Raw genomic sequence first — 17,091 nt, 5'->3', positions numbered from 1 at the left:
GAAAAAATAAAAGGACGGCAATTACGCCGCCCTTTCAGAACGCAGGACAAACCCTCTCACCTGCGTCAGTATCCTGCACAAATCTTCTCGATACGGCGGTTATCGGCCGCCGTTCTTATCTCTTCCGCTTAAAACCAGCGCAGCCGATCGCGTAGCGAAACCACGCTGCCGATAATAATCAACGACGGGCTCTCAACCTGTTGCGCCAGGTCGCTGAGCCGCTCCAGCGTGCCAGTCACTACGCGCTGTCGCGTGCTGGTGCCGTTTTCCACCAGCGCTACCGGCATATCCGCGCGCATACCGTGACGCATTAGCTGCTGCTGAATATGCGGCGCCTGCGTCAGCCCCATATAAAACACCAGCGTCTGCTGCTCGGCAGCCAGTTTTTCCCACTCCAGTGCGTTTTCCTGCTGCAGATGGCCAGTCACCAGCCGTACGCTCTGCGCATGATCGCGGTGAGTCAGCGGAATGCCGCTGTAGGCCGAGCAGCCTGACGCCGCCGTCACGCCCGGCACCACGCTGAACGGTATCTGATGCTGCGCCAGGATCTCCAGCTCCTCGCCGCCGCGTCCGAAAATAAAGGGATCGCCGCCTTTCAGCCGCACGACGCGCTTGCCGCGCTGCGCCTGTTCCAGCAGCAGCTGGTTAATCTGCGCCTGGGGCACGCAGTGATGTCCGGCACGCTTGCCGACGAAAATCCGCTCCGCATCGCGACGCACCAGGTTAAGGATCTCCTCTGAAACCAGCCGGTCATACACAATCACATCAGCCTGCTGGATCTGCTGTAGCCCTTTCAGCGTTAGCAGCCCGGCGTCGCCTGGCCCGGCGCCCACAAGCGTCACTTCGCCCTGCGCGGGCAGCGCGTCGCTGAAGAGGGAATCGACCATCTGCGCCGCGCGCGCGCCGTCGCCGTTAGCCAGCGTCTGCGCCAGCCTGTCGCTGGTAAAGAAACGCTCCCAGAAATAGCGGCGCTGCGCCATAGAGGCGAAACGTTGTCTGACGCGCGCGCGCAGCGTGCCTGCCAGCGACGCCAGCTGACCGAGATGCTGCGGCAGCAGCGCCTCGATTTTTTCACGCAGCAGGCGGGCCAGCACCGGGGCGCGCCCGCCGGAAGAGACCGCCACCATCAGCGGCGAACGATCAATGATTGACGGCATAATGGCGCTGGCCTGTTCCGGCGCATCCACCAGATTGCAGAAGATGCGACGCGCTTCGGCGGCCTGCGCCACCTGCTGATTCACCGCATCGTCATCGGTGGCGGCGACTACCAGCCAGCACCCGTCCAGCCATGCGTCGTTAAATGCGCCTGAGATCGGCGTTATCTCGCCGCTGTCGGCCCACTGACGGAACGCAGAGGAGAAATGCAGCGCGCCGACGTGCAGATCGGCGCCGGCAGAGAGCAGCAGGCGCGCTTTGCGCTCAGCGACTTCGCCACCGCCCACCAGTAAACAGCGTTTGCCCTGCAGGCGGCAAAAAAGGGGAAAGTAGTCCATAGAGCGTCCTGAAAGCGAGAGAGGAAGGCGGGCTGCCGGCGCGCAGGGCGTCGGCAGCGTAGCATAGCATCAGGAGAGAGGTCGGTTCAGGCGCACACTTCGACTTTGCCTGCGGTTACCCGTACCGGAAAAGCGGCGACAGAGCGCGACGCATCCTCCATACAGTAGCCGTCGCTGAGGCGAAAACGCTGCTTCTTCAGCGGGCTGGCTACCCAGAGGCTCTCTTCATGCTCGGCGATTATGCCGCGCGACAGCACGCTGGCCTGCGCAAAGGGATCGATATTGCTGATGGCGAACAGCTCACTATCCTGGCGCGGGCGGAAAATAGCGATCTGCTGGTTATTCACCAGCGCGCATACGCCGGTGGCGGGCAGGATTTGCTCCAGATCGCAGACGGGCGTCCACTGGCTCATACTTCGCTCTCCTCAATCAGGGTAACGGCAATGCGCTCTTCCGGCCGCGCCGGGCGATGCTGGCTGCGCTCGGCGACCATCTGCACGTTGGGATCGCGCAGCGGCGCGTTGATAAAGTGGGCGAAACGCGCCTGCTGGGCGGGATCTTCCACTGCTTCTTTCCACTCGCAGCGGGCGCGGGCGCGCAGCTCGCTCAGCTCCGCCTCCAGCCTGCTGTTAATGCCCAGTTTGTCGTCGATAATCACGCTGCGCAGATAGTCGATGCCGCCCTCAAGGCTCTCCAGCCACAGCGAGGTGCGCTGCAGCCTGTCCCCGGTGCGGATGTAGAACATCATAAAGCGATCCAGATAAGCGATCAGCGTGTCGCCGTCGAGATCGGCCGCCAGCAGATCGGCGTGGCGCGGCTTCATGCCGCCGTTGCCGCATACGTAGAGGTTCCAGCCTTTTTCCGTGGCGATAATGCCGACGTCTTTGCCCTGCGCCTCGGCGCATTCGCGCGTGCAGCCTGAGACGCCGAACTTCATTTTATGCGGCGTGCGGATACCTTTATAGCGATTTTCCAGCGCGATGCCGAAGCCGAGGCTGTCGCCGACGCCGTAACGACACCAGGCGCTGCCGACGCAGGTTTTCGCCATGCGCAGTGCTTTAGCGTAGGCCTGACCGGTTTCAAAGCCTGCGGCGATAAGCTGCGACCAGATGGCGGGCAGATCGTCTTTCTGCGCGCCGAACAGGCCGATGCGCTGCGAGCCGGTGATTTTGGTGTAAAGGCTGTAGCGCTCAGCGACATCGCCAATCACTTTGAGGCCCTGCGGCGTGATTTCGCCGCCGGGCGAACGTGGAATAACGGAATAGGTGCCATCTTTCTGGATATTGCCGAGGAAGAGATCGTTGCTGTCCTGTAGCGGTGTATGCTGCGGCGTAAGCACAAAGTCGTTCCAGCAGGAGGCCAGCAGCGAAGCTACCGTGGGTTTGCAGACTTCGCAGCCGTAGCCTTCGCCATATTTTGCCAGCAGCGCGTCGAAGCTTTTAATCTCCTCGACGCGAATCAGGTGATAAAGCTCCTGACGGGAGTAGGGGAAATGGGCGCAAAGGTGGTTATTGACCTCAATGCCCTGACGGCTAAGCTCGGCGTTCAGCACCTGCGTCAGCAGCGGAATGCAGCCGCCGCAGCCGGTTCCCGCGCGCGTTTCGCTCTTCAGCGCCGCCACGGTGTGGCAACCGCCCTGAACCGCTTTGATGATGTCGCCTTTGCTGACGTCGAAGCAGGAGCAGATCTGCGCGCTGTCCGGCAGCGAATCGACGCCCATAACCGGCTTTTCACCACTGCCAACGGGCAGGATCAGACCTTCCGGATTTTCCGGCAGCGGAATGGCGTTAAGAACGAACTGCAGCAGATTGCCGTAGTCGCTGGTATCGCCTACCAGCACTGCGCCGAGCAGGGTTTTGCCCTCTTCGCTGACGATCAGGCGTTTGTAGATCGACCGGCTCTCATCCAGCCAGACGTAGCTGCGCGCCCCTGGCGTACGGCCGTGGGCATCACCGATGCCGCCGACATCGACGCCGAGCAGCTTGAGCTTGGCGCTCATGTCAGCGCCCTGGAAGGTGCTGTCGCGGCCGGTTAAGGCATCGCTCGCCACCTGCGCCATTTTATATCCCGGCGCGACCAGACCAAATACGCGGTTCTGCCATGCGGCGCACTCGCCGATGGCATAAATTGCCGGATCGCTGGTGCGGCAGCGGTCGTCTACGGCGATGCCGCCGCGCTGGCCGATCGCCAGGCCGCACTGTTTCGCCAGTTTGTCCTGAGGACGAATGCCGGTGGAAAAGACAATAAAGTCGACGTCCAGCGCGCTGCCATCGGCAAACTGCAGGGTTTTGCCACCCGCCGCATGATGCACGATCTGCTGGGTGTTTTTGCTGGTGTGCACCTGCACGCCCATCTCTTCGATTTTACGACGCAGCTGCTCGCCGCCCTGAACGTCGAGCTGTTCGGCCATCAGTACCGGCGCGAATTCAATCACGTGCGTTTCGATGCCTAAGTTTTTCAACGCGCCTGCGGCTTCCAGACCGAGCAGGCCGCCGCCGATTACCGCGCCGCGTTTGCTGCGGCGCGCGCAGGCTTCAATGGCGTTGAGATCTTCAATGGTGCGATAGACGAAGCAGTCTGCGCCTTCCGAGCCTTTGATCGGCGGGATCCAGGGCCAGGAACCCGTGGCGAAGATCAGCGTATCGTAACGGACGGCGCGGCCGGTATTGGAGTGGATCAGTTTCTCTTCACGGTTGATGGTGATGGCGCGTTCGCCCAGCAGCAGATTGACCTGATGTTTTTCATAGTAGCCTTCGCGAACCAGGGAGAGTTCTTCGGCGGTATGGTGAGAGAAGTAGGCGGAAAGGTGGACGCGGTCATAGGCGACGCGGGGTTCTTCACAGAACACGGTTAACGCGAACTGGCCGGGTTCGGCTTTGTCGATCAGTTCTTCAATAAAGCGATGCCCCACCATGCCGTTACCGATAACGACGACATTGTGCTTGCTCATACTTGCCTCAAAATTGCGGGAATTGAGGCTACAATAGCGCGCCGTTTTTAGCTCATATTGATATATATCAAGTGCCTTTCCGTATACCTATTTTGAGGTATGTAGCTGTTTCTGAATCATTTTTCGTAAGTTATTCGATCTACTAAGAAAAGCGCTGGATCACATTTTTTGCGGCGGCCAGAAAAGAAAAGGGCGGCTTGCGCCGCCCTTAATACAGGACAAGGTGTGTTAGACGATCTTGTTATCAGTGCATCGCATGGCCGTGCTGGCGATGGCGGGTAACAAAGCCCAGCAGTACGCACATCACGAACACGACGGCATAGAGTCCATTGGCCGTCAGCAGCGCGGCATGAACGCCGCCTTGCTTCACGATGGGGCTGGTCACCACGAAGGTCAGCATGGTGCCGACGGTGCCGCAGGTGAGGATAAAGTTCACCAGCTTCGGCGAGGAGACTTTGGTCTGCAGTGAGCCGAGCGTAATGATGGTGGTGTAGATGGCGCTGGAGCTAAAGCCGAGGATCATAATCACCCAGCGCAGCATGCTGGCGTCCGTGGCGCTGACGAACCAGTACATCAGCAGCGTCGCCAGACCGGCCAGCACCATCAGAATGCGCTGCAGATCGAAGAAGCGCAGCAGGAAGCTGAAGACCCACATGCCGACCATATAGGCGGTCCAGAAGTTGCCGACCAGCTGGCCCGCGCTGGCGATATCCATGCCCATGGTTTTCGTAGCGTACTCAGGCACCCAGGAGATAAAGCCGAGCTGGCCGAGGATATAGCAGAGCGCGGCTACCGCGAGGAACAGGACGCCGATGCCCCATTTCTCTTTTTCCACCGTCGGGCTGTTTTCCGGCTTGCGCAGCACCGGGAACTCGACGCACAGGGTCAGGATGAAGATGGCAACGTAGATAAGCCCGATGCAGACATAGACCCAGTACCAGGGCAGCGCGCGCGCCAGCAGGATGCCAGCCAGGACCGGAAACAGCGTACCGGCCATGCTGAAGAAAGAGTCGGTAAACAGCAGGCGTGAGCCGCGCTGACGGCCTTCATACATATGCGTAATAAGGAAGGTGCCGATCGACATAGTGATGCCGCTGACCACGCCCAGCACGAACATACAGAGCGAGAAGACAGAGAGATCGCGGCTGGTCATCAGACCCAGCACCGCCAGCACCATCAGAATAAAGCCGAAAATCAGCTGGCGCTTCAGCGGCACGATAACCATCAGCCAGGCGTTAAGGAAAACCGAGACCAGAATGCCGGCGTTCAGAAAGGTAAAGGTGTTGCCCATACTTTCAATCGGCAGCTGGAAATCCTTCGCGATATCGCCCATGACCATGCCGGTGACGATCACCAGCGCGCCGGTCAGCGCGTACGAGAAAAAGCTTATCCAGGTAAGCCCAATACGATTACGATTTGTCATGTTGTGAACCTGTGAAAACAGAGAGGGCGGCATAAAACTGTCAGAAAGTGTAAACGGAACCGTGATCTTAATAAATAAAGACTGAAAATCACCTTTCATATTTCATTCATAATGTGACTTGTGTCACGAGAACGTTTGCGCAGGCGCTTCTTCTGCCCTGAACAGGCTGTGCGTAAATAACGGTAAAACGCTGGCTCTTGTATTTTATGCTCTTTACAATCAGTCTCGTTAAAAACTGCTCTCCAGGGTAAGGAATCTTTCATGCTTAAACGTACTCTTACAGCGGCGGTCGCCCTGTTTGCGCTCTCTTCCGTTTCAGCCTCGGCGCTGGCCGCCAAAGGCGATACGCACGTCCTGTTCACGACGTCCGCCGGTAATATCGAACTCGAACTGAATAATCAAAAAGCGCCGGTTTCGGTGAAAAACTTCGTCGACTACGTTAACAGCGGGTTCTATAACAACACTATTTTTCACCGCGTGATCCCGGGCTTTATGGTGCAGGGCGGCGGTTTTACTACCGACATGCAGCAGAAGCAGACCAACGCGCCGATCAAAAATGAAGCGGATAACGGTCTGCGCAACCTGCGCGGCACCATCTCCATGGCGCGTACCGCCGATAAAGACAGCGCGACCAGCCAGTTCTTTCTGAACGTTGCCGATAACGCTTTCCTCGATCATGGACAGCGCGACTTCGGCTACGCGGTTTTTGGTAAAATTGTGAAAGGAATGGATGTAGCCGACAAAATTTCCCAGGTCCCTACCAAAGATGTCGGCCCTTATCAAAATGTGCCGGTAAAACCGGTAGTTATCCTCTCTGCTAAAGTCCTGCCGTAACTTTTTGCGCCGCCATCCTCTGGCGGCGTCGCCTTGCCCGCTTCCGGCAAAGGGAAAATTTGCTCCTATACTCAGCTTCGAGAGTGCGGACAACCCTGAGCAGGAGGCGGCATGGCAAACAAACTCACCGAGAAGCAGAAAAATACGCTCTGGCAGCAGCGACGCGTCGCCAGTTATCAGGCCAGCTGTCGGCTGGAAGGCTTAACGCTGGCGGAGCCTGTCAGCGCTTACGAGCAGGCTGAAGCGGCTGAAGCGCGACTCGACTCGCTGAGGAGGCAGTATGGTGCCGAATAGTAGCGTCGCACGCGATCCCTATCTGTGGCAAAACGACGACGTGTTGAAAAACCGGCTGGAAATCCACGACGCCGCGCAGTTGCGTAAGGCGGAGCTGGCGTTTAGCGCCGCGCGTCTCGCCACGCTGGAGCTGGGGCCAGCCACTATCGGTCTCCCTTTCCTGCGTCATATTCACCGCACGCTGTTTCAGGATGTCTATAGCTGGGCGGGTGAGCTGCGCACTATCGATATCTGGCGCGACGACACGCCGTTTTGTCATTTCGAATATATCGAAAAAGAGGGCAATACGCTGATGGACGCGCTGGAAGAGGAAGAGGGGCTGCGCAACCTTGAGCAGGAGGATTTCGTGGCGCGTATCGCGCACTACTACTGCGAAATCCATATGCTGCATCCGTTTCGTGAAGGCAACGGGCGCGCCCAGCGCATTTTCTTCGAACAGCTGGCGCTGCACGCCGGGTATTTCCTGGCGTGGCAGAACGTTGAGGAGCAGCAGTGGCGAGAGGCTATCCAGGCGGGCGCGGACGGCGACATTGCGCCGCTGGAAGCGGTATTCGCCCGCATCGTGAGTCGCGCCAGTCTGTAAAACGCGTAGAATAGCGGCGGCTTTCTCCGTCTGGACTGACTATGCTGTTGCTAATCGACAACTACGACTCCTTTACCTGGAACCTTTACCAGTATTTTTGCGAGCTTGGCGCGCAGGTGCGCGTAGTACGCAACGATGCCATCACGCTGGAGGAGATGGCGGCGCTGCCGCTGTCGCATCTGGTGATTTCGCCGGGGCCCTGCACGCCCGATGAGTCAGGTATTTCGATGGCGGCGATCCGCCACTTCGCCGGGCGCATTCCGGTGCTTGGCGTCTGTCTGGGCCATCAGGCGATCGCCCAGGCTTATGGCGCGAAGGTGGTTCGCGCCCGTCAGGCGATGCACGGCAAAACCTCCGCTATCGCCCACACGCAGCGCGGCGTGTTCCGCAATCTCAATCAACCGCTGACCGTCACGCGCTACCACTCTCTGATTGTGGCGTGGGATTCTCTGCCCGACGCCTTTGAAATCACTGCCTGGAGCCTGAAAGAGGGCGAGCCGGATGAGATTATGGGGTTTCGTCACAAGGCGCTGGCGCTGGAAGGGGTGCAGTTTCATCCGGAAAGTATTCTGAGCGAGCAGGGACATCAGCTGCTGCGTAATTTTCTCGAATCCTGAAGTTATGTTTGCCTTTGAATGATTTATTATGCATATTTTGTGATTATTATTTCACTGTGGCTCAATAAATAATCAGAGGTGGTCGGCGATGGCAACGGAGAAAATTGCGGTAACGCGGGAAACGTTCGATAACGTTATCTTGCCTGTTTATGCACCTGCGCAGTTCGTGCCGGTAAAAGGCAAGGGCAGCCGTGTCTGGGATCAGCAGGGCAAAGAGTATATCGACTTTTCCGGCGGCATCGCCGTAACGGCGCTGGGCCATTGCCATCCGGCGCTGGTGGAGGCGCTGAAAACCCAGGGCGAAACCCTGTGGCATTTGAGCAATGTCTTTACCAACGAGCCTGCGCTGCGCCTCGCCAGCAAACTGATCGATGCCACCTTCGCCGAGCGCGTCTTTTTCGCCAACTCCGGCGCCGAAGCGAACGAAGCCGCTTTCAAGCTGGCGCGCTACTACGCCTGCCATCGCCACAGCCCGTTCAAAACCAAAATCATCGCGTTCCACAACGCGTTTCACGGCCGTACCCTGTTTACCGTTTCCGTTGGCGGTCAGCCCAAATATTCCGACGGTTTTGGACCGAAACCAGCGGATATCGTACACGTTCCCTTTAACGATCTGGAGGCGGTCAAAGCGGTTATTGATGACCATACCTGCGCCATCGTGGTTGAGCCGATTCAGGGCGAGGGTGGCGTTATGCCCGCCACGCCGGAGTTTATGCAGGGATTGCGCGCGCTGTGCGATAAGCATCAGGCGCTGCTGGTGCTGGATGAAGTGCAGAGCGGCATGGGACGCAGCGGCAAGCTGTTCGCGTATGAACACTACGGTGTGACGCCGGATATTCTCACCACCGCCAAAGCGCTGGGCGGCGGCTTCCCGGTGAGCGCCATGCTGACCACCCATGAGATCGCCTCAGCCATGTCGCCGGGCGTACACGGCACCACCTACGGCGGCAACCCGCTGGCCTGCGCGGTAGCGGAAGCCGCGCTGGATGTCATCAATACGCCGGAGGTGCTACAGGGCGTTCAGACGCGTCGCGAGCAGTTCGTAACGGCGCTGAAAGCGCTCGACGCGAAGCATGATCTCTTTACGGACATTCGCGGCAAAGGTTTGCTGATCGGCGCGGCGCTGAAGCCGCAGCATGCCGGTAAAGCGCGCGATATCCTTCACGCGGCTGCGGCGGAGGGCGTGATGGTGCTGGTGGCGGGAACCGATGTGATCCGCTTTGCGCCATCGCTGGTCATTGAACCCACCGATATTGAAGAGGGCATGACGCGCTTTGCCCGCGCGGTGGAAAGCGTCCTGACGGCCTGATCAACTTTTCCGCAGATGCCTTATCAGCCAGCGGCCATGGTGCGGCCGTTGGCTCCACGCCAGCGACGAAATGGTGTGCATCACGTTCAGATGCTCCAGAATGCGCTTCACATGCTGCTCCAGAATCGTCGTGGGGCCTTCATCCATGTTTTCTACGCCCGCCATCACGTTGGTCTGCGATCCCGGCCCGTCATACTCCAGCCGCTGCTGGCAGCGCTGTAGCGCAATTTCGCATGACTGCAGATAACGCTGCGCCAGATCGGGCGTCAGCATAGTGTGTTCGCGAGCAAGGATCGTCATGGCGTTGATATGCTCGACGATAAACTGGCTGTGCGTCACCCATAAGCGCATATCTTTCAGGTATTGCGCATTGAAGCCCGGTTCCTGCATCGCCTGATTGAGCGAGTTGAACAGCGCATTATGCGCCTGGTTGACCTTCATACGCTGATAAGCCAGCTGCTTCGCCTCCTGCTCCGGCCCCAGCAGCAGGCGCAACGCATCCTGATAGGTTTCCAGCGCGTCGTGGGCGTTCTGACGCAGCAGCCCGCTCTGCCACTGCGGCCAGAGCCATAGCATGCCGCCAAAGGCGATAAGGCATCCCATCAGGGTATCCATCAGGCGTGGCAGTAAAAACTGCGCGCCGTTTAGCGACAGCAGCTGCAGCGAGTAAACCGCCGTGACGGTAAAGCCGATCATCGACCAGCCGTAATATTTACGCGTCACCAGATAGCTCAGCAGCGTCACCACCAGCATAAACAGCAGCACCAGCGATTCCGGTACCGCGAAGCGCAGCGAGGCGGCGGCAATCACCAGGCCGGCGAAGGTGCCCAGCGCCCGGTGCTGGATCCGCACCCGCGTGGCGCTGTAGCCGTTCTGGCTGACAAACATAATGGTCATCAGGATCCAGTAGGGCTTGGGGATATCGAACAGCATCGCCAGCGCGCTGCCGAACATCAGCATCACGGCGAAGCGCGCCGCCGTGCGCAGCGCAGAGGACTTCAGCGACAGATAGCTGCGCAACGCGGCAAGCAGCGGCAGACGGCGCTGGCGATCGGTCATCAGGTCGCGCTGATAGAGCGGTTTTTGCGTGCGCAGCACGCGCGCGATGCGGCTGAAGTGGTAGAAGCAGAAGTGGCCCACCGGGTTATCGGGATGCTGACGGGCGATCTTCTCCAGCGCGCCGAGCGGCTTATCCATATCGAAACGGCTCGGCAGCTGGTGGTAAAGAATGGCGTCGGCGAGCGCGCGCAGTCGTGCCGAGATAATGTTGGCGTTCCAGCGTATTACCGCTTCTGCATGGCTGCGCTCTACCAGTTTCTGCACCTCCTCTGGCTGATGCAGGCTGACAGAGATATGCTCCTGCAGATCGAGCGCCACCTGAAAAGCGCGCGTCAGCCGTTTATGGCTGTTGTCGCGGCTGGCGGAGAGCATATGCATCTGCTGATAGCAGGTGTTAATCAAATCGACCGCTTTCTGCTGGCGCGCCAGCAGCGGGGGCAACGCTTTTTCCGGATCGGTAAGCTGGGTCAGCAGCGTATATTTCGCGTCGCAGTAATCCGCCAGTTCGCGGTAGATCAGGCTCAGGGTTTCGCGCATCGGCTGCTCTTTCCACAGCCAGAACCAGAACCAGTTGAAGAGTCCATACCAGAGCGTGCCGCCGATATAGAGCAGCGGCGGCACATAGATCGGCATGCGGCCGATCAGGCTTAGCGTAAAGATGGCCGCCACCAGCGTCCCTGAGAGCAAACGCCCGTGCAGAGGGCTGATTTCGCCGGTAACGCCCAGCAGCAGCGGCAGAACAAAGAGCACGGCAGGCAGCGGCACGCCTTTCAGCGTTAAGAGCTGGATCAGGAAACTGCCGAGCGCAAACAGCGAGCCGCCGACAATCAGACGTTTGAAGAAGCGTTTGTGCGGCGTATCCAGGCCCGCGACGTTACAGCAGGCAGGAACGAGAGAGAAGAGCAGCCCTTTTTGCAGATCGCCGAACAGCCAGCCGAGTGCCACGGGAATGCACAGCACCAGCGTCTGCCGCAGGGCATAGTTAACTTCGGGGTGATAGATGATTCGACGCCACATCACTTCGCTAAAAGCAGTAACGGCGTGACTGAGAAATCACGCCGTGAGTGAGAGGAAATCAGCGGGTGCCGTAAACGACAATGGTTTTGCCGTGTGCGGAAATCAGATTCTGGTCTTCCAGCATTTTCAAAATGCGGCCCACGGTTTCGCGTGAGCAACCAACGATTTGGCCAATTTCCTGACGAGTAATTTTGATTTGCATGCCGTCGGGATGCGTCATGGCGTCTGGCTGTTTAGCCAGGTTAAGCAGGGTTTGTGCAATACGTCCGGTAACGTCGAGGAAAGCTAAATTGCCTACTTTTTCCGATGTGACCTGCAGACGGCGCGCCATCTGCGACGAGAGACGCATTAAAATATCCGGGTTCACCTGGATAAGCTGACGGAATTTCTTGTAGGAAATCTCCGCCACTTCGCACGCGGTTTTAGCGCGTACCCAGGCGCTGCGCTCCTGACCTTCTTCAAACAGGCCAAGCTCGCCGATAAAATCACCCTGATTCAGGTAAGAGAGGATCATCTCTTTGCCCTCTTCATCTTTGATAAGTACCGCAACGGAACCTTTCACGATGTAGTAGAGGGTTTCAGCCTTCTCACCCTGATGAATCAGCGTACTTTTGGATGGATATTTGTGAATATGGCAATGGGACAGGAACCATTCGAGTGTAGGGTCTGTTTGCGGTTTGCCGAGAACCATTCGCTATTATCCTCTGTTGTAATCGTGCCCAAAACGCGGGGGGATTATTCCCTGCCAGGCGATGAAAGCTTCAAGCGTTTCTCCTGAAGGAGATTATTCGGGCCTTATTTTGCGGCAGGCGCTTGATGTGTCCCGTCTTCGTCCTTAACAGAACGAACTATTTTCAGCACTGTTTGTAGCACAGCTTTTGCCGACTGTCTTCTGTTGTCTCGCTTCAGCAAAGGGGGGATTACTCTGGATTGCTGTTTGTCAGGTGAACGCGTACTCTGGCGGCAAACGGGCTATTCTTGAGGTGGAAACATGCAGGCACGAGTGAAGTGGGTCGAAGGGTTAACCTTTCTCGGCGAGTCGGCGTCGGGACATCAGATTCTGATGGACGGCAACTCCGGCGATAAAGCGCCAAGTCCGATGGAGATGGTGCTGATGGCGACGGGCGGCTGCAGTGCCATCGACGTGGTCTCTATTTTACAGAAAGGGCGCAACGAGGTGGCGGACTGCGAGGTGAAGCTGACCTCAGAGCGTCGCGAAGAGGCGCCGCGTCTGTTTACCCATATTAACCTGCACTTTGTGGTCAGCGGCAAAGCGCTGAGCGATAAAGCCGTGGCGCGCGCGGTAGATCTCTCAGCGGAGAAGTATTGTTCGGTGGCGTTAATGCTGGGCAAGGGCGTTGAGATTACCCATAGCTATGAGGTGATTGAGCTGTAAGGCTGGTTGCCTTTAGCAACGAGCTCGCGCGGGTGAAATGGGCCGATCGCAAAGTCGCTCAAGGCATCCATGCGCGCTCGGCCCGCGACATCCTTGTCGCGGGACGCTTTGCTCCTCTGCCCATCTCACCCGCTCTTTGCGTTCCGGATGCCCTCTTTTGCGTCTTTGCGATCGGGCCTTGCCATCCGCGACCACCTCGGTCTTACCACCTGCGACCACCTGCGACCACAGCCGGTCAGGCGATCTGCTTCCCTTCCATCAGTCGCTGCACCAGCGGTGCCATAATCAGCTCCATCGCCAGCCCCATTTTACCGCCCGGCACCACCAGGGTATTCATATGCGAAATAAACGAACCCTGCAGCATCGCCAGCAGATAGGGGAAGTCGATATTTTCCAGCCCGCGGAAGTGAATAACCACAAAGCTCTCGTCCAGCGACGGGATCTCACGCGCGGCGAACGGGTTTGAGGTATCGACGGTAGGGACGCGCTGGAAGTTGATATGGGTGCGTGAAAACTGCGGCGTAATGAAGTTGATGTAATCCTCCATCGAGCGAACCACGGAATCCATCACGGCTTCGCGCGAGTGACCGCGTTCGCTGGTGTCGCGCACCAGCTTCTGGATCCACTCCAGGTTAACGATCGGCACAACCCCTACCAGCAGATCGACTTTCTCCGCCACATTATGCTGCTGCGTCACTACGCCGCCGTGGAGTCCTTCATAGAACAGCACGTCGGTATTTTCCGGCAGCGGCTGCCAGGGCGTAAAGGTGCCAGGCACCTGATTCCAGGGAACGGCTTCGTCGTAGGTATGCAGATACTTGCGCGACTGGCCTTTCCCTTCGTTGCCGTAGTCGGTAAAGGTTTGCTCCAGCAGACCGAAATCATTGGCTTCCGGACCGAAATAGCTGACGTGGCGCCCTAAGTCGCGCGCCTTGCGGATAGCCATATCCATTTCCGGCCGCGTATAGCGGTGGAAGCTGTCGCCCTCCAGCTCGGCGGCATGCAGGTTGAGCTGCTGAAAAATTTTACGGAACGCCAGGCTGGTGGTGGTGGTGCCGGCGCCGCTGGAGCCGGTTACCGCAATAATCGGATGTCGTGCTGACATGGAAAAGCTCCCTGTAGAGTCGGGCGATGAGCATAGTTAACACGAAAAGCGCGTCGACGCATCAGCCGCGAAATTCGCTGCGCGGCATAATATTGATAGTTTCATGCAGTTCCGACCAGACCAGCACGACGTCGCCGCGCTCCAGCTGGCGGCGCACATCATCGACTTTTTGCGCCAGGCTGCGCTCCTGCTCGCCATAGTCAGTGCCTTCGCGCAGCACAAAGGCTTCAATCAGGTTGGTAAGCGTATCGGGATCGAGTTGTTGCCAGGGAATAATCATGATGAGAGCCATTGTGTAAGCCACTGCGGCACACGTTGTTCGAGCCACATCTGCGGTTGACGCAGCGTGCCGCCGACAAAGCCAACGTGTCCGCCATGCGGCGTAAGTTGATAGAGGGTGCTGGCTGAGAGCTGCTCCGGCAGTGGGATCACCTCATCAGTCATAAAAGGATCGTCTTTGGCGTGAATGATCAGCAAGGGTTTACGCACCTTTTTTAACAGCGGCATAGCGCTGGCGCGCCGGTAATAGTCGCCCGCATCAAGAAAGCCGTGGGCGCGGGCGGTGATGGCGTCGTCAAAATCGCGCAGGCGGCGCAGCGCCTTAAGCTGCAGCAAATCTACCGGCAGCGTGCCCGGCCAGGCGCGCAGTTTACGCTCGGCGTTCTTTTTCAGCTGATCGAGCAGATAGCGTTGATAAAAGCGTGAAAAGCCCTGTTCAAGCTTCAGACTGCACGGCTCCAGCAGCAGCGGCGCAGAGACGATAACCCCGGCGTCGAGCGGCGCCGCCTCGCCCAGCCTGCCGAGCAGGCAGCCCAGCATATTGCCGCCGAGCGAAACGCCTACCGCGGCGGTCGGCGCATCGCCCCAGCGCGTTTTCAGCCAGCGCAGAAAAAAGGCGGCGTCTTCGGTTTCGCCAGAGTGATAGATACGATGCAGGCGGTTCGGTTCGCCGCCGCAGCCGCGAAAATGCATCACGACGCCGAGCCAGCCCTGCCGCTGGCAGGCATGCATCAGCCCGTGGGCATAAGGACTGTGAAAGTTGCCCTCCAGACCGTGAAACAACACCACGCGCGGCTTATGGCTCGCCTGCTGCGGATCTTCGCTCCAGGCGAGATCGACGAAGTCGCCGTCCGGCAAATCAAGGCGCTGCCAGTGCGGACGCAGCAGCAGACGACGACGCACCAGACGCGGCAGCACCGTCTGCAGATGCGGATTGCGCAGGGCGCGCGGCGGCATAAAGCCCGCTGTCGCGTCAGGAGTAAAATTCATGCCGCCAGGGCTTGTCTGATCCATATCACACTGTTAGCTTCGTTAAGTTTGTCGCAAGTCTGGGGTGAGGAGCACCCGTTCATGGAACTGAGCCTGTTTTTTTCAATGTTAGGTTTTCTCTGGGTCGCCGCCATCACGCCAGGCCCTAATAATATGTTACTCACCGCCTCCGGCGCCAATTTCGGCTTCTGGCGTACCTTGCCGTTAATGGTCGGCATTATGATCGGCATGCAGGTGATGCTGCTGATGGTGGCGTTCGGCGTCGGCGGCCTGATCCTGCTCTATCCCGCGCTGCACCTTATCCTCAAGATCGCCGGCAGCCTTTATCTGCTCTGGCTGGCCTGGAAAATCGCCACTGCCGCCTATGAGAAGCTGGAAACCGGCGACGCGCCGCCAAAACCGATGCCGTTCTGGCAGGGCGGCCTGCTGCAGCTGATAAACCCGAAAGCCTGGCTGATGGCGCTGGGCGCGGTCGCGAGCTTTAGTCTTGCCGGCGCTGCCTATCTGCATTCGGTCATGGCTATCAGCTTTGGCATGTTTCTGGTTAACCTGGTGGCGGGCATTATCTGGATCGGTTTCGGCGCGCTGATTGGCCGTATCCTGCAAAGCCGCCGCGCCTGGACCCTCTTTAATGTGGCGATGGGCCTGCTGACCGCTGCCTGCGTGCTGCTTATCTGGCGTTGAACTAGCTGGAGGCGCGCTCGACGCGCTTCCACGGCAGCAGATCGCGCACCACCGGCGACGTCGGGCGGCGAATACGCTGCAGCAAAAGCTGAACGCTGCGCGCGCCAAGCTGATACATCGGCTGTTCAACGGTGGTGAGCGGCGGATTCAGGCTGCGAGTGAAGGGAATGCCGTCAAAGCCGACGACGGCGAGATCCTCCGGAACGCGCAGGCCCGCCTCCAGCGCGGCATGCACCACGCCTACCGCCAGCACGTCCGACACCGCCAGCACCGCATCCGGTGGCTCAGGCTGCTGCAACAGCTGACGCAGCGCCTGGCTGCCCGCCTCGCATGAAATCTCTTCGGCATAGGCCACGCCGCGCCACGGCAGCCCCAGCTGTTCCAGCTCTTCGCGATAGCCCGCCTCACGCTGATGCGAATAGAGGTAGCGCATATCGCTGTTAACCAGTCCGATACGGCGACGGCCTTTGCCTGCCAGATAGCGCACGGTTTCGCGCGCCGCGCCGCGGTTATCAATGGCGACGGAAGAGGCTGCTATGGCGGGATCGTATTCTGCGCACTGCACCCAGGGCGCGTCGCCAATCAGGGCGGCGATATCCTGTAGCGTAGAGGCCGCATCCATGGTGATAACGCCATTAACCACCTTGCCGGTCAGCAGACCGAGCCAGGCGGATTCTCGCCGCAGCTGCGAGGCGGAGTTGCAGAGAAGAATATGGTAGCCCTGCGCTTCCGCTTCTGCCTCGATGCCTTGCACCACGCGCGAGCAGAAGGGATTAGTGATATCGGAAATCAGCACCAGCAGCATATGGCTCTGGGCGGTGCGCAGCTGGCGCGCAAGCAGGTTGGGCTGGTATTCGCTGGCGGAGATCGCCGCCAGCACCCGGTCGCGCGTGTCCGCTTTTACGCCTGGATGCGCATTAAGCACGCGGGATACCGTAGCTTTAGAGACGCCCGCCAGCAGCGCGACCTTCTCAATGGACATATTGCCGCATACCTTTCTTGCCGGTTAACAGGGAGCCCTATCAATAACACAGCGGCAATGTGAGCGCCTGCCATTT

Annotated in this window: 17 protein-coding genes; 7 read left to right on the top strand and 10 right to left on the bottom strand. The window is 58.8% G+C overall.

Annotation, left to right across the window (positions count from 1 at the left end; translation table 11 throughout):
* Window positions 1–128 precede the first annotated feature (128 nt).
* From cysG to tsgA, 4 genes are all read right to left on the bottom strand, one after another.
* A complete protein-coding gene (gene cysG / locus EKL29_RS11915) occupies window positions 129–1,493 on the bottom strand; it encodes a siroheme synthase CysG (RefSeq protein WP_126689793.1) in 1,365 nt (454 codons plus the stop codon).
* Window positions 1,494–1,579: 86 nt separating this feature from the next.
* Window positions 1,580–1,906, bottom strand: coding sequence for a nitrite reductase small subunit NirD (gene nirD / locus EKL29_RS11910; RefSeq protein ID WP_126689792.1), 327 nt, complete (start codon window positions 1,904–1,906; stop codon window positions 1,580–1,582).
* Window positions 1,903–4,443 (bottom strand): nitrite reductase large subunit NirB, encoded by a 2,541-nt coding sequence (gene nirB, locus EKL29_RS11905; RefSeq protein ID WP_126689791.1) that lies wholly within the window; start codon window positions 4,441–4,443, stop codon window positions 1,903–1,905. The genes nirD and nirB overlap by 4 nt, the downstream gene beginning before the upstream one ends.
* A 244-nt stretch (window positions 4,444–4,687) precedes the next feature.
* Complete coding sequence (gene tsgA / locus EKL29_RS11900) at window positions 4,688–5,866, bottom strand: MFS transporter TsgA (protein ID WP_120457391.1); 1,179 nt, start codon at window positions 5,864–5,866, stop codon at window positions 4,688–4,690.
* 261 nt (window positions 5,867–6,127) lie between these two features.
* On the opposite strand from tsgA, the gene ppiA reads away from it, so the two are divergent.
* The 5 genes from ppiA to EKL29_RS11875 all read left to right on the top strand — a co-directional run bounded on the left by ppiA (window position 6,128) and on the right by EKL29_RS11875 (window position 9,503).
* Window positions 6,128–6,700, top strand: a complete 573-nt coding sequence (gene ppiA, locus EKL29_RS11895; RefSeq protein ID WP_120457308.1) for a peptidylprolyl isomerase A — start codon at window positions 6,128–6,130, stop codon at window positions 6,698–6,700.
* 111 nt (window positions 6,701–6,811) lie between these two features.
* Complete coding sequence (locus EKL29_RS11890; RefSeq protein ID WP_120457310.1) at window positions 6,812–6,994, top strand: YhfG family protein; 183 nt, start codon at window positions 6,812–6,814, stop codon at window positions 6,992–6,994.
* A complete protein-coding gene (locus EKL29_RS11885; RefSeq protein WP_120457312.1) occupies window positions 6,981–7,577 on the top strand; it encodes a putative adenosine monophosphate-protein transferase Fic in 597 nt (198 codons plus the stop codon). Before EKL29_RS11890 ends, EKL29_RS11885 begins: the two co-directional genes overlap by 14 nt.
* Before the next feature lie 41 nt (window positions 7,578–7,618).
* On the top strand, window positions 7,619–8,194 hold the full coding sequence (locus EKL29_RS11880) for an aminodeoxychorismate synthase component II (protein ID WP_120457313.1): 576 nt from the start codon (window positions 7,619–7,621) through the stop codon (window positions 8,192–8,194).
* Between the two features lie 88 nt (window positions 8,195–8,282).
* Window positions 8,283–9,503, top strand: a complete 1,221-nt coding sequence (locus EKL29_RS11875) for an aspartate aminotransferase family protein (protein ID WP_120457315.1) — start codon at window positions 8,283–8,285, stop codon at window positions 9,501–9,503.
* Here the strand turns inward: EKL29_RS11875 and EKL29_RS11870 are convergent, their stop codons facing one another.
* Together EKL29_RS11870 and crp are read right to left on the bottom strand one after the other, a co-directional pair.
* Entirely contained in the window at window positions 9,504–11,579 is a 2,076-nt protein-coding gene (locus EKL29_RS11870; protein WP_120457317.1) for a YccS/YhfK family putative transporter, read from the bottom strand.
* Window positions 11,580–11,637: 58 nt separating this feature from the next.
* Window positions 11,638–12,270, bottom strand: coding sequence for a cAMP-activated global transcriptional regulator CRP (crp, locus tag EKL29_RS11865; protein ID WP_000242758.1), 633 nt, complete (start codon window positions 12,268–12,270; stop codon window positions 11,638–11,640).
* Between the two features lie 300 nt (window positions 12,271–12,570).
* Between crp and EKL29_RS11860 the strand changes: the two genes are divergently transcribed.
* A complete protein-coding gene (locus tag EKL29_RS11860; RefSeq protein WP_120457319.1) occupies window positions 12,571–12,975 on the top strand; it encodes an OsmC family protein in 405 nt (134 codons plus the stop codon).
* Between the two features lie 235 nt (window positions 12,976–13,210).
* On the opposite strand, the gene EKL29_RS11855 is transcribed toward EKL29_RS11860, so the two are convergent.
* From EKL29_RS11855 to EKL29_RS11845, 3 genes are all read right to left on the bottom strand, one after another.
* The gene (locus EKL29_RS11855) at window positions 13,211–14,080 is read right to left on the bottom strand and encodes a phosphoribulokinase (protein ID WP_120457321.1); all 870 of its coding nucleotides are present in this window, start codon (window positions 14,078–14,080) and stop codon (window positions 13,211–13,213) included.
* A 61-nt stretch (window positions 14,081–14,141) separates the two neighbouring features.
* Window positions 14,142–14,360, bottom strand: a complete 219-nt coding sequence (locus EKL29_RS11850; protein ID WP_120457323.1) for a YheU family protein — start codon at window positions 14,358–14,360, stop codon at window positions 14,142–14,144.
* On the bottom strand, window positions 14,357–15,373 hold the full coding sequence (locus EKL29_RS11845) for a hydrolase (protein WP_126689790.1): 1,017 nt from the start codon (window positions 15,371–15,373) through the stop codon (window positions 14,357–14,359). The genes EKL29_RS11850 and EKL29_RS11845 overlap by 4 nt, the downstream gene beginning before the upstream one ends.
* Window positions 15,374–15,430: 57 nt before the next feature.
* Here EKL29_RS11845 and EKL29_RS11840 point away from each other — a divergent pair, with 57 nt between their 5' ends.
* Window positions 15,431–16,033 carry a LysE family translocator gene (locus tag EKL29_RS11840; RefSeq protein ID WP_126689789.1) on the top strand — a complete coding sequence of 201 codons (603 nt, stop codon included), beginning with the start codon at window positions 15,431–15,433 and terminating at the stop codon, window positions 16,031–16,033.
* A gap of 1 nt (window position 16,034) precedes the next feature.
* Here the strand turns inward: EKL29_RS11840 and EKL29_RS11835 are convergent, their stop codons facing one another.
* The gene (locus tag EKL29_RS11835) at window positions 16,035–17,015 is read right to left on the bottom strand and encodes a LacI family DNA-binding transcriptional regulator (protein ID WP_126689788.1); all 981 of its coding nucleotides are present in this window, start codon (window positions 17,013–17,015) and stop codon (window positions 16,035–16,037) included.
* Window positions 17,016–17,091: the final 76 nt, after the last annotated feature.

The sequence above is a fragment of the Pantoea sp. YU22 genome (assembly GCF_003970755.1).
In the GTDB taxonomy this organism is placed as follows: Bacteria; Pseudomonadota; Gammaproteobacteria; order Enterobacterales; family Enterobacteriaceae; genus Pantoea; species Pantoea piersonii.
The sequence above is the reverse complement of the archived record's forward strand: the minus strand, read 5'-3'. Positions and strand labels throughout refer to the sequence as shown.

Coding starts and splice junctions, on each gene's coding strand:
- EKL29_RS11870 (WP_120457317.1), bottom strand. CDS start 11,579: ATGTGGCGTCGAATCATCTATCACCCCGAAGTTAACTATGCCCTGCGG.
- EKL29_RS11845 (WP_126689790.1), bottom strand. CDS start 15,373: ATGGATCAGACAAGCCCTGGCGGCATGAATTTTACTCCTGACGCGACA.
- EKL29_RS11890 (WP_120457310.1), top strand. CDS start 6,812: ATGGCAAACAAACTCACCGAGAAGCAGAAAAATACGCTCTGGCAGCAG.
- EKL29_RS11860 (WP_120457319.1), top strand. CDS start 12,571: ATGCAGGCACGAGTGAAGTGGGTCGAAGGGTTAACCTTTCTCGGCGAG.
- ppiA (WP_120457308.1), top strand. CDS start 6,128: ATGCTTAAACGTACTCTTACAGCGGCGGTCGCCCTGTTTGCGCTCTCT.
- nirD (WP_126689792.1), bottom strand. CDS start 1,906: ATGAGCCAGTGGACGCCCGTCTGCGATCTGGAGCAAATCCTGCCCGCC.
- EKL29_RS11875 (WP_120457315.1), top strand. CDS start 8,283: ATGGCAACGGAGAAAATTGCGGTAACGCGGGAAACGTTCGATAACGTT.
- EKL29_RS11850 (WP_120457323.1), bottom strand. CDS start 14,360: ATGATTATTCCCTGGCAACAACTCGATCCCGATACGCTTACCAACCTG.
- tsgA (WP_120457391.1), bottom strand. CDS start 5,866: ATGACAAATCGTAATCGTATTGGGCTTACCTGGATAAGCTTTTTCTCG.
- EKL29_RS11835 (WP_126689788.1), bottom strand. CDS start 17,015: ATGTCCATTGAGAAGGTCGCGCTGCTGGCGGGCGTCTCTAAAGCTACG.
- EKL29_RS11855 (WP_120457321.1), bottom strand. CDS start 14,080: ATGTCAGCACGACATCCGATTATTGCGGTAACCGGCTCCAGCGGCGCC.
- EKL29_RS11885 (WP_120457312.1), top strand. CDS start 6,981: ATGGTGCCGAATAGTAGCGTCGCACGCGATCCCTATCTGTGGCAAAAC.
- crp (WP_000242758.1), bottom strand. CDS start 12,270: ATGGTTCTCGGCAAACCGCAAACAGACCCTACACTCGAATGGTTCCTG.
- EKL29_RS11880 (WP_120457313.1), top strand. CDS start 7,619: ATGCTGTTGCTAATCGACAACTACGACTCCTTTACCTGGAACCTTTAC.
- nirB (WP_126689791.1), bottom strand. CDS start 4,443: ATGAGCAAGCACAATGTCGTCGTTATCGGTAACGGCATGGTGGGGCAT.
- EKL29_RS11840 (WP_126689789.1), top strand. CDS start 15,431: ATGGAACTGAGCCTGTTTTTTTCAATGTTAGGTTTTCTCTGGGTCGCC.
- cysG (WP_126689793.1), bottom strand. CDS start 1,493: ATGGACTACTTTCCCCTTTTTTGCCGCCTGCAGGGCAAACGCTGTTTA.